Source organism: Rhizobium mongolense USDA 1844 (genome assembly GCF_000419765.1).
Classification (GTDB): Bacteria; Pseudomonadota; Alphaproteobacteria; order Rhizobiales; family Rhizobiaceae; genus Rhizobium; species Rhizobium mongolense.
Genome location: NZ_ATTQ01000014.1, coordinates 97,904 through 109,889 on the forward strand (window position 1 = coordinate 97,904; position 11,986 = coordinate 109,889).

Sequence of the window (11,986 nt, forward strand, 5' to 3'; positions counted from 1 at the left end):
ATATCGAACTCCTCGATATGCAATTCCAGTCGGCCGGCCTCGATCTTTGACAGATCGAGGACCTCATTAATGAGCTTGAGCAGATGCTTGCCGGCGCGCGAGACCCGCTGAAGCGGTTCGATCAGTTCGCCCTGGCCGGCTTCGCTGGCATCTTCCTGCAACATTTCGGTTATGCCCAGGATGGCGTTCAGCGGTGTGCGCAACTCGTGGCTCATGCTGGCAAGGAACTTGCTCTTGGCCTGTGTCGCCGCCATGGCCGCGTCGCGGGCGATCTCAAGCTCCGTTTCATGCCTCTTCAGCTTGCTGATATCGGTGTAGACCGCGACCGTGCCGCCGCCGGTAATGCGCCGCTCATTTACCTGAACCCACTGGTCATGGCTGCGATGTTGAACCAGCGTCTGCTTAGGGTTGCAGTGTGCCTCAAGCCGCGCGGCGAGCCATTCCTCCTCCCGGCCTTTCGCATCCTCGACGAGGCCCTGTTCCACCGCCTTACGGACAATCGTCTCAAATTGCGCACCCGGCACGACGGCATCGGCTATGCCGGGATAGAGGATTTCCCTATAGCGGCTGTTGCATAGAACAAGCCGGTCCTGAGCATCGTAAAGGGCGAAGCCCTCGGAGATGCTCTCGATTGCATCGACGAGTCGCTGGCGCGCTTCGGCGACGTCACGCAGGTTTTTTTCCTCGACCTCGACCGCAGTGTCACGGAACAACAGAAGCGCTTTGGCCATGCGGCCGATCTCGTCGCGGCCCGTGGCAGGCAGTGGTGCCCGAAGATTGCCGCCGGCGATGGCAAGCATGCTTTGGCTCAGCCCCGACAAGCGGGCAAGAAGATTGCGGTCGACATACAACCAGACGATCAGAACTGAACTCAGGAGGCTCAGAACGGCTGAGCCAAGAACAACACCGGTACCGTAGCGCTGGACGGTCGCAGCTTCACGACCAGCCTCGGTGATGTCACGGTTAGCCGCAGCTACCAAGCGATCCACGGCAACGGTCAAATTACGCGAGAGCTGAGCGTTTTCGACCAAAAGCTTCCCGCCGTTTGCGAGTAATGCGAGCTCATCCTCACGCGCTTGTGCAATGCTCTTCGGCCCGTCGATCAGCCCCTCGAACTCGTCAACGCGCTGACGGAACCGTGTCTGCAGCTTCTCATCGATCTCCGATGTCACCGCCGCAAGCGACTCGACCGAGCGGCGCAGCGGAAACGACATCAGCGCTAGGTCGCCGGGCGTCGGCGCAACGGCCGTTTTGAGCAGCGCTTCGTTGATCGCGGAAATCTCCCGCTGTGCCTTCTGTTGCGGGATGTAGGCGGAGATTGCCTGCGCAAGCTCTGTCGTAGCCGCCACGCGTGCTTCGGGTGGTACGGCGGCATCCGCCACGGTTACACGCCACTGGGGGACCTTGGAGTTCATCACGAGGATGCCGGGGGCCACGAGACGCTCGCTTGCGACTGTCGTAGCCGACAAACGGCCCAGCAGTTCCTCTTTGCGTGCAACCACACCGAGGCGAGCGGCGACAAGTTCGTTGAGTGCGTTGAGATTGCGCCTCAGGCCAATCACTGCGGCTTCGATCTCAGCTACCGCCGCCGTGCTTGCCGCGGTGTCTTTGAGCGCGGCGAGCAACTCTTCGAGGCGCGACATCTCTGCTCCGATCGCAGCCGAGACCTCGTTGTGCTGAACCGTGCTGGTCGTAGCAAGTACGGCCGGCGTAGTGGCGGCGACCCGCTCAGCTTGACGGGAGAGCTCGAGCGATGCAAGCGCCGAGGGGACCCGGCGCTCCGTGATCCTCTCGACGACCTCGCCCACTTGCAGAAAGGCATACACGGCTGCAGCGGTTGCGAGCACCGCGAAGGTGCTGATACCAAAGAAAGCGAAGAGTAAGCGGCCACGTATGCCGAGACGTTCAAACATCGCGGCGACCCATCGATCCGGCTGATGTGGTCAACATGGCCCGCACAGCTTTTTTCTCGAACGCGATCGGCAGTGATCAGCGTTGCGTTATTCCAATGGCACGTATTCGCCACCCTTCCAGATATACCATACCCAGCTCTGAACCGTGAGGTCGCCCTTGTCGTCAAAGTCGATACGGCCCAATACAGTATCAAACGAGTGGCCGCGCAATGAAGCAATCACCTCGTGCACCTCCAGCGAACCGGCTTCCTTGAGCGCCTGCGCCCAGGCCTGAACGGCGCCGTAGCTCAGCAGCGTATAGCCTGCGGGTTCGAAGTTTTCTGCACGGAACCGCTCCACCACCCGGGCCGCTTGGGGTGTCCGCCGGGCGTCCGCGGAGAACGTGAAGAGAGTTCCCTCAGCGGCTGGACCGGCGATCAGCGCAAATTCCTCGGTCGCCAGGGCATCGCCTGAGATGAACTGAACGGCGTAGCCTTGGTCGTGTGCAGCGCGAACCATCAGCGCAACTTCAGCATGATAACCGCCGACATATACCACAGCGACTTTTGCAGCCTTTAGTGCAGCGATTTCAATCGAATAGTCGTTCTTCTCAGGACTGTACGCCTCGTAGATCGTGTCGGTCATGCCCCGCTTTTTCAACTGCTTTTTCGTCTCATCGGCAAGGCCCCTGCCATAGGTGGTGCCATCGTGAAGGATCGCAATTTTCTTGTTGCCCCAATGATCGGCCAGATAGTTGCCGGCGACGATGCCTTGCGCATCGTCGCGACCAATGACGCGGAACACGTTGGCACGGCCTTGCTCGGTCAGCAGCGGATTGGTCGACCCCGGTGAAATCTGCAGAACTCCCGCCGCCTCATACACCTTTGATGCCGGGATTGAGGCCCCAGAGCAGTAGTGCCCGACGACGAGAACCACACCGTCAGCCACGAGTTTTTTGGCGACGGCCACCGCTTGTTCTGGATCGCAGAAGTCGTCGACTGCGATGATCCGCACTCGCTGGCCTAGAACGCCGCCCTCCGCATTGATATCGGCCACGGCCATCTCTGCGCCACGCTGCCCCTGTTCGCCGATCCACGCGAGCCGTCCGGTCATCGCGGCTGAAACGCCGATCAGTATCTCAGCGTGCGCGGAATAACTGACCACGGCTGCAAGCGCGAAAACTGCGACGGCGATTCGGTGCATGAAACAGCCTTCCGCCTTGATACCAATTTTGTGCACGAGAGCGGTACCGCAACTGCGCAGCGGGGCGCCTCTGTCATGATGTGGCACTTGCGACTTGCCGCGATCAGCAATCTGCTGTTCCAGCGGCGCCTAGTCGCCATGCTTGAAAATATACCATGCGGCGCTGAGGAGTGATACGGCCTTTGGTGTCGATGGCGCGAGCAGGGCGCGTTCATGGCGAGCACGTGAGCGGCTCCGTCGCGAAGAGGGCGGGCAGCGGGGCTTGCCGCGCGGAACTGCCGAATCTCGCGACGTCTGTCGTATGGTGGGCGCGGCTTGCATGAAGCGATGAAGTGGAAGCCGTGATGAGGGAGGCGGCGAAAAAGGGACTGCCAAAACTCGCCATTATCTGAGACAATTACGCAGGGAGGATTACCTCTACAGCTCGCTCAGCCGCAGAGGGCGGTTTCGAATCTGTATCTCGTCGAAACATCCTTGGATCCTGCCCCGTCCGCAGCGCTGAGTCGGCTGTCGGCAAGCATCTAGCGAACATCGTTCATATTGTTCAGCAAACGCGAGCCAGGAGCACTTCACATGGTAACGTGGAAACCCGATCCAAGTTTTTATCCGTCACCGCGAATGGCTATGAAGGCTGCGCCGGAGACACTTGCCTATGTCGTCGCCTTCGATCCGACGCGAGCGGTTCCCGACGAACTCGCGGTCGTCGATGTCGATCCTCAATCAGCCTCCTATAGTCAGATCGTCACATCGCTTGCGATGCCTAATGTCGGTGACGAGCTGCATCATTTCGGCTGGAACGCCTGTTCATCCTGCCTTTGCCCGAATGCGCCGCACCCGCATGCAGAGCGCCGCTATCTGGTGGTGCCGGGATTGAAATCCTCGCGTATCCATATCATCGACACCAAGCCCGATGGCCGCAGGCCATCGATCGTCAAGGTCATCGAACCCGGCGAAGTCGCCGACCGGGCCGGCTACTCCAGGCCGCATACCGTTCACTGCGGACCAGAAGGGATCTATGTCGCTGCACTTGGCAATGCCGAGGGTAAGGGACCGGGCGGCGTGTTCCTCATGGATCACGAAACATTCGAGGTGCGCGGCCAGTGGGAAATGGATCGCGGACCGCAACAGCTTTCCTATGACGTCTGGTGGCATCTGGGACACGACACACTCGTCACCAGCGAGTGGGGCACGCCGGATACGTTCGAAAACGGCCTGATCCCGGAAATCCTGCTCGGTGCGAAATACGGCCGCCGTCTGCACTTTTGGGATCTGCATAAGCGCAAGCACCTGCAGACGATCGATTTCGGTGACAAGTATCAGCTCGTATTCGAACTTAGACCCGCGCATGACCCGACCAAAGCCTATGGTTTTGTCAACTGCGTTCTCAGTCTTGAGGACCTCTCCTCCTCGATATGGGTCTGGCACCGTGACGGCACCCAGTGGGCGGTGACAAAGGTGATCGACATTCCGGCCGAGCCCGCCGATCCAGACCTGTTGCCGCCGATGCTGAAGGGTTTCAATGCCGTGCCACCACTCGTCACCGACATCGACCTTTCGATGGATGACAGATTTCTCTACGTGTCTTGCTGGGGAACCGGCGACCTGCATCAGTACGATGTTTCCGATCCGTTCAAGCCGAAGCTGACAGGCAAGGTTCGGATCGGCGGCATCGTTTCGCGTGCTTCACATCCAGGAGCGAAGAATGGCGCGTTGAATGGCGGCCCGCAGATGGTCGAGATCAGCCGCGATGGTCGCCGTGTCTATTTCACCAACTCTCTCTACGGTGCGATCGACGAGCAGTTCTATCCCGATGGCGTCTCTGGCTGGATGGTGAAGCTTGACGCGGAGCCTGACGGCGGGATTGCATTCGACGAGAAATTCTTCATCGAATGGCCAAAATCGCATCGCCCGCACCAGGTCCGCCTCCAGGGTGGGGATTGCTCGTCAGATTCATATTGTTATCCCTAAGGAGCGAAGGTTCGCCGGATGAGGCGCCTATGAACGAACTCTGGCCATGGATTTTGTTGGCGGGACTCGGAGCCTTTCATGGTCTCAACCCGGCGATGGGATGGCTGTTTGCCGTGGCGCTTGGCGTTCACCGACAGAGTTCTGCCGCCGTGGTTCAGGCAGTGCCCGCCATCGCCGTCGGACACGCCGTGTCGATTGCACTGGTGGCTGGAGTCCTGGTCGCGGCCGGCCTCTTCGTGGACCAGGCTGCCGTGCGCACGGCTGCGGGAGCCGGCCTCATAGGCTGGGCTGTCTGGCATCATTTCGTCGGACACGGGCGTCGCGTTCGTATCGGCATGCGCACGGGGCTTGCCGGCCTGGCGTTCTGGTCGTTCCTGATGGCGACGGCCCATGGGGCCGGACTGATGATCCTGCCAGCGTTGATACCACTTTGTCTCGCGGATTCACCATTGCGCGAAATCGGCGGGGATGGGTCTGCTGCCATCGCGATCGCCGCGGTCGGCGTCCATACACTTGCGATGTTGGCGGTTACAAGTCTCGTTGCCCTGGTGGTCTATCACTGGATCGGGCTCGAGATATTGCGCAGCGCCTGGCTCAACGTGGATCTCGTATGGACGCTGGTACTGCTTGGCACTGGTTCCGTGCTGCTGATCGTCTAGCGAAGACGGGAACGATGCGCTGAAGTCAGGAAGCAATCCGTGCGGTGTTCTTCGATCGGCTTGGCATCGCAAGCGGCACATCCAAGAGGCGAAGATAACGCTACGTCGTTGACATAACGAGGTCGGTTCACGACGTGAGTGTGAATGGCTGGGGAGCCTGGATTCTCACATCATTTCAAAGGCTTAGCGAGATTGCCTTTGAATTCCCTCTGTTTTTCCGTCGCGGGCGACCGTGGATGCCATCTTTGTGCCCTGGCTCAGGGCCTCAGTCAACCGGCGCGCGGAAACGGAAATAATTTCCGCTCTTGGGGCCTAAAGCGGGCCTCGCACGTCAGGGTCCGAATCGGGTGGCAGCGGAAGTCCAGCGTGAACGCGCGGAATAGTTGCTTTGCTGACTTGAGCCGACATTAGGTTGCGCAAGCTGTAGCGGCTGATCTTGGCGCGACCGAGACCAACGTCGGCGCTCACGCACAGGGCCCGCTCTTGAAGCCAGTGGCCAACGGGCTCTACGCCGATAATGGGCGCTTTCCAGAATGACCGGAGCCGCACGGCAACCGCTGACCAAACCCTACTAACCCTGGCCAGCAGAGCAATCACCTTTACGATTCGACCAGGATTACCAAGGACTCTGGCACCACTCCATCGAAGGCCATCGCATCCGCGGCTTCCCTGCTCTGCATAGCTTTCATCATGGCGTCCATGTCCGGAACGTCCATAAGAACGGCCACCCGAGACGGATTTTGTGGATCTACAAATGTTCGTATGTTGGTCACGCCGAGCGGACCAAAAAGCTCTTTGCGCTTTGGCGAGTCGAGCCAGTGCTTCGTTCCCTTTGAGATGTTATGGTGGCCAATGACTGTCGGCATTGCATCCTCCCTATCGTAACGGCGAGGGCCGGCATCAACCAAACGTGCCAAGATCCATCGCCGTCGAACCACGGAGCGCCGTTTTGGTTGGACTGTCAATTATTTCCGTTAAGGGCGCGGAAGCCCGATTCGGAGAGGGCGTTTCTTGCGGACGGTTCGACCTCAATGAACCAGGATCGCGGTCACGCGGCTGTGGCTAATGACATGGGACATGCGCAAACAGCCGGACAACAACTGCAAGGGCCTGCGTGGCAGATATCGGGATCCGGCGCGGGGGTCGGAAAGGGCAGTGGGCGTAGGGCTGCCATTCATGATCCGGCGGGCCAAGGTCGTCTTCGGGTCGATTCCAGCCGCTAACCTTGAAATGCGTTGCGTCGACTTCTGGGCGCAAATCGGACATAACTTCCGCGCAAAGCAGGTCCCAGCCAGCATTTAATGCGACCATTGCGACGAAGTAGAACCACGATCTGCGAGCGCCGCAAAGGAAGGGCGACCAAATAGCTGAAAAAGCTGCAGAATTTTCTCGGGTACTTAGTCCGCAAGAAAGTAGCGCTACAGGCCAAGATTGCGCCTCCCTGGAGACCTTGGATTCTCACATGATTTCAATGGCTTAACAAGATAGCCTTGAAATTCCCTCTGTTTTTCCGTCGCGAGCGACCGCGGATGCCACCTTTGTGCCCTGGCTTTGGGCCTCAGTCAACAGGAGGGGTATACCGGCAATAATTTCCGCTTTCGGGGCGAAGTTATTGTCTGGCCATCACCTTGTTAACGACCGCTCATTCCCGTCATAGCTCCTGCCGCGTGCCAGAAGTGGTCGTCTCCGTGAATCGGCGAGGCGGCAAGTTTGCGCCAAAGCAACCTTGAATCGAAGCTGATCCAAATTCTCCTCCTTAGATTGAACGCGCTTCCACCTCACGGTTCCACATTGGATGGCGCCTCAGCCAGGTGCCGAAACGCGGCGGGTTCTCAAAAATCATTGTGTGGAAAAGCATCAGCCATCCTGGGATGCTTCGGCGACGCAGCCCATAGTTTACCGATGATCCAATGCCCTTTCTGCACCGCCGAACTGAGCCGCATCGCCTTTATGGACGATCAAGTCGTCGCCATGTGGGACGCCTTCCCGGTGTCGCCGGGACATTGCCTCATCGTTCCACGACGGCATGCGGCGACATGGGACGATCTTTCAGCGGACGAGAAGCAGGCTATCTGGCAGAACATCGACAGGGCAAAGATCGAGATCGAACGAAAGCATAAGTCGGATGGGTACAACGTCGGTTTCAATCTGGCTGAGGCTGCAGGACAAACGGTCTCCCATTTTCACCTGCACGTCATTCCGCGCTACCTAGGTGACGTCGACGATCCGAGAGGCGGCATCAGGCATGTTATCCCGCACAAGGCCAACTACCTAGCCCAGGAGGTGAGCAGCACCGAAGCGTTAAAGCGCTTGGTCACTGGTGGAAGCGACCACCTTCTGCCCCATCTCATCATGCACATGGACGAGGCGAACGCCTGCGACATCGCAGTAGCATTTTTGCTTGATAGCGGCGCCAGACTGATCGTCGAACATCTGAAAGATTTTCTGGCCCGCGGTGGACGAGCCCGAATTCTCGTCGGCGACTACATGGACGTGACGGAGCCGATGGCACTGCGGCGTCTGGCCGATCTCGACGGCGATCTGACGTTCCGGGTCTTCGAGGCTGCGGCGCAGGGATTTCACCTCAAGACCTATATCTTTTTATCGGGCAAGGAGGGCGTGGCATTCGTCGGCAGTTCCAACCTGTCAGAGGCGGCGCTGACCACATCCATCGAGTGGAACTACAAGGTCATTTCCAGCCACGACCGATCGGCCTTCCCCCAGATCACCAATGGCTTCGAAGACCTGTTCAATTCCTATAGCGCCGTCTCCGTCACGCCGGAGTGGATCGACCGCTATGAAAGCCGGAGGAATCCGCTAGGCTTCAAGGATGCTGGCTTAGCATACGAGCCGCCGCTGCCCCCTCCCGAACCCCACGCCCTCCAACGGCAGGCTCTCGCAGCGCTCGAGCACACACGGCAGGACGGATTTACTGCGGGCCTTGTTGTGCTCGCTACCGGTCTTGGCAAGACTTGGCTGGCGGCCTTCGACAGCGATCGCCTCGAATATCGTCGCATCCTCTTCGTCGCCCACCGCGAGGAAATACTCAATCAGGCGATCGAGACATTTCGACGCGTGCGACCGACAGCTCGGATCGGAAGGTTGTCGGGCGATTACAAGGACACGGATGCCGATCTCCTTTTCGCCTCCGTTCAAACTCTCGGCAAGGTGAACCAGATCAAGCAATTTCGACCGGACACCTTCGATTATATCGTCATCGATGAATTCCATCACGCAGCAGCGACCACCTACCGACGCATCATCGCTTACTTCGAACCAAAGTTCCTCCTCGGTCTGACGGCGACGCCCGAGCGGAGCGATGGAGCTGATCTCCTCGGTCTGTGCCAAGAGAACCTCGTCTTCCAGGCCGGTGTCCATCTGGGGATAGAAGCCGGGCATCTCTGCCCCTTTCATTACTTCGGCATCCCGGACAATGTAGATTATCGAAACATCCCCTGGCGCAGCGCGCAGTTCGACATGACAGAACTCACCGCTGCTGTCGCCACAGAAGCACGAGCCCAGAACGCGCTCGAACAGTACCGACTGCGCGGCGGGACGAAGTGCATCGGCTTCTGCTGCTCCCAGACACATGCCGATTTCATGGCCGACTTCTTCAACCGCCACGGCGTGCCGGCCGTCGCCGTCCATTCCGGCATCAACTCCGCACCTCGGGCTACGTCGCTGCAGAGACTGGAAGCGGGCGAACTCGAGGTAGTGTTTGCCGTTGACATGTTCAACGAAGGTGTCGATGTCCCAAGTATCGATACCGTGTTGATGTTGCGGCCAACGGAATCGACTATAATCTGGCTGCAACAGCTCGGCCGCGGTTTGCGAAAATCCGCAAACAAGAAGCGTCTCGTTGTCATCGACTATATCGGCAACCATCGTATCTTCCTCACGAAGTTGCGTGCGATCGCCTCGATTGCGAATGTCGATGCGTCTTCTGGTGGCCATATCCGCGAGCTCCTGGAACGGCTGCAAGGCGATCAGATCAATCTGCCCACCGGTTGTGAAGTGACCTACGACCTCGAGGCGCTCGACATACTGCGCATGCTGGTGAAACCAGCCAGCACCGAGAATGCACTGGAAGACTTTTACCGCGACTTCCTGGAGCGGCATGGCGTCCGCCCAACGGCGTCAGAGGTTTTCCACTCAGGTAACAATCCAAGAAGCAGCAGCGAACGTTCCTGGATTGGTTTCGTGGAACGCATGCGTGGGTTGGACGATCTGGAACGATGGACCTGGCTGGAGCATCGGGATTTCTTTCAGGAGATGGAGAAGACCGAACTAACCCGAAGCTACAAGCTCGTGACGCTTCTCGCACTGTTCGATGAGGAGACCGTGCGGGACCGCTGTACCGTCGATGAGCTCGTCGAGCGCGTCGCGCAGGTGGCCTCTCGAGTCCACAAGCTTCAGCAGGATTTCTCTGTCGATCTCGCGGATCGGAAAGCGCTTAAATCGCTCCTGCTAAGGTTTCCGATCGATGTCCTGACGAAGCTGCGGGATAGCGACGGCGCTCCCTATTTTATTTTGGGAGAAGATCAATTCCGCTTAGTAAGAGCGACACGGGACAGAGAGACGTTCAGCCAACTTTTGCGGGAAATCCTCGATTGGCGTCTCGCGCAATATCTAAGCAGGAGCGGTGGCCCCAACGAACGGGCGGATGCCGTTTGCCGCGTCGCCCGAAACACGAGCGGCCAACCTATCCTATTCCTCCCGAATACGTCGGGGGCGGGACCGCTGCCGGAGGGTCCCTTGGACGTTATTGTAGACGATCAGCCGATGGAGGCAACAGTTGCCAAGATCGCGATTAACGTTGTGCGAAGAGCCGGCGATCCGTCCAACCAGTTGCCCACCATCCTTCGCGGGTGGTTCGGCGACGATGCCGGACTGCCAGGCAAAGGCGATCGTGTCCGATTCCGGTTCCAAAGCGATGTCTGGCGCATGGGGCCGATGGGCGCACAGAGCCAGGCACAGGCCAGCCTTCGGCTTTGGGAACGCTATTTGCGCGAGGCTATCCCCCCGGTCTTTGGCCTAACCTTCGATCAGGCGACGTGGAACGCTGGTTTCGTGCCGAAACCGCCTCACATCTTTCTGCTCGTCACCTTGGAGAAGGAGGGGATGATGGACGAGCACCGCTATACTGATCACTTCACCTCAGCCACGGAATTCTCCTGGCAAAGCCAGAACAGGACCAAGCAACAATCGAAGCATGGCGAGATGATCCGCGACCATCAAGCACTGGGTCTTCACATCCACTTGCTCGTCCGCAAGACGAAGAAGATCGGGCCCAAGCCGGCACCGTTTATCTATTGTGGCGAAGTGGATTTCGAAACCTGGACAGGCGAGATGCCGATTACCGTGACATGGCGACTGCGGGAGGCGGTCCCACTGACGCTTCTGTCACAGCTGAAGAGCTGAACAGAACGCTGATGGGTCGATTAGGCGGCGGGCTGTGTGCGCAAATGCGGAAATGATTTCCGTCTTTTAGGTCAACTTGCCGAGACGCCGCGGCAGCTGAGCGCCTTCATGGCGGCCGTAGAGACCAACTTGGACGCGGCCCGAAAGCAGACGTCGCTAGCGACAGGGCTGGACGGCTGGAGTGCTGCAAATCTTCTAAGCTCTTCTCAACACCGCAAACGGGCCAACTTGAGACCTGACTGAGATGATCTCCTGTGCGCTGACGGACTCTCTTACGCGAACCGGATCGCCGTTCTCGCGCGCGCCTTTGCCGCTACTTCCTCGCGATCGCGAGGAGGTTGAGAGGTCTCCAGCGAATCGAGCAGCTCGCGGGACATGCCGCGATCGAACTGACGCGCTCGAATGCGGCCTCATTGCGCGCCATCACATCGTTTCTGGCAGCGGAGGTTCGATCCGCTGCCAGAGATGTTTCAACCAGTGGTCTGCTTATTTTGCCGGGGGCTTGTAGGAAGATGCGATTGTGCCCGCCTTCTCTTGCGCAGCCTTGAATTCCGCGCCCGTGTAGGCTCGCACGGTTTTGACATTCGATACGGCTCCCGATGCGCTGACGACGAGAAGTGCGGGGATCAGGTCAGCACCATCGTCGAATTCCGTGATTGCCATCCAGTCGGTTTCGCCGGTCGTGAGGTAGAAAGAATGCAGTTTCCCGCCCGCTGCTTCCATGACGCCACGGGCCGCCTTTTCTCGGTTCGATGGATTGTCAATCATTCCCTTCGCTGACGTGGCTGTATAGCACCCTGTTGTTACGAAAAGTGGCATAGGACATCCTCCCTCGATAATTGG

Annotated in this window: 6 protein-coding genes and 2 pseudogenes; 3 read left to right on the forward strand and 5 right to left on the reverse strand. The window is 58.8% G+C overall.

The window, feature by feature from the left end:
- Window positions 1–44: 44 nt before the first annotated feature.
- Window positions 45–1,913 (reverse strand): annotated as a pseudogene (locus A3C3_RS47270) (PAS-domain containing protein); the annotation flags it as partial.
- An 87-nt stretch (window positions 1,914–2,000) separates the two neighbouring features.
- Window positions 2,001–3,095 (reverse strand): branched-chain amino acid ABC transporter substrate-binding protein, encoded by a 1,095-nt coding sequence (locus tag A3C3_RS0124715; RefSeq protein ID WP_022717261.1) that lies wholly within the window; start codon window positions 3,093–3,095, stop codon window positions 2,001–2,003.
- 573 nt (window positions 3,096–3,668) lie between these two features.
- On the opposite strand from A3C3_RS0124715, the gene A3C3_RS0124725 reads away from it, so the two are divergent.
- Window positions 3,669–5,063 carry a selenium-binding family protein gene (locus A3C3_RS0124725; protein ID WP_022717263.1) on the forward strand — a complete coding sequence of 465 codons (1,395 nt, stop codon included), beginning with the start codon at window positions 3,669–3,671 and terminating at the stop codon, window positions 5,061–5,063.
- 29 nt (window positions 5,064–5,092) lie between these two features.
- The gene (locus A3C3_RS0124730; protein ID WP_022717264.1) at window positions 5,093–5,722 is read left to right on the forward strand and encodes a hypothetical protein; all 630 of its coding nucleotides are present in this window, start codon (window positions 5,093–5,095) and stop codon (window positions 5,720–5,722) included.
- Between the two features lie 599 nt (window positions 5,723–6,321).
- On the opposite strand, the gene A3C3_RS0124735 is transcribed toward A3C3_RS0124730, so the two are convergent.
- Window positions 6,322–6,588, reverse strand: a complete 267-nt coding sequence (locus A3C3_RS0124735; protein ID WP_022717265.1) for a hypothetical protein — start codon at window positions 6,586–6,588, stop codon at window positions 6,322–6,324.
- Window positions 6,589–7,624: 1,036 nt separating this feature from the next.
- On the opposite strand from A3C3_RS0124735, the gene A3C3_RS39200 reads away from it, so the two are divergent.
- Window positions 7,625–11,143, forward strand: coding sequence for a DUF3427 domain-containing protein (locus A3C3_RS39200; protein WP_022717267.1), 3,519 nt, complete (start codon window positions 7,625–7,627; stop codon window positions 11,141–11,143).
- A gap of 272 nt (window positions 11,144–11,415) precedes the next feature.
- On the opposite strand, the pseudogene A3C3_RS43965 reads toward A3C3_RS39200, so the two are convergent.
- Together A3C3_RS43965 and A3C3_RS0124750 are read right to left on the reverse strand one after the other, a co-directional pair.
- Window positions 11,416–11,561, reverse strand: a pseudogene (locus A3C3_RS43965) (DUF2277 family protein); the annotation flags it as partial.
- 68 nt (window positions 11,562–11,629) lie between these two features.
- Window positions 11,630–11,911, reverse strand: a complete 282-nt coding sequence (locus tag A3C3_RS0124750) for a GYD domain-containing protein (RefSeq protein ID WP_233450651.1) — start codon at window positions 11,909–11,911, stop codon at window positions 11,630–11,632.
- Window positions 11,912–11,986 lie beyond the last annotated feature (75 nt).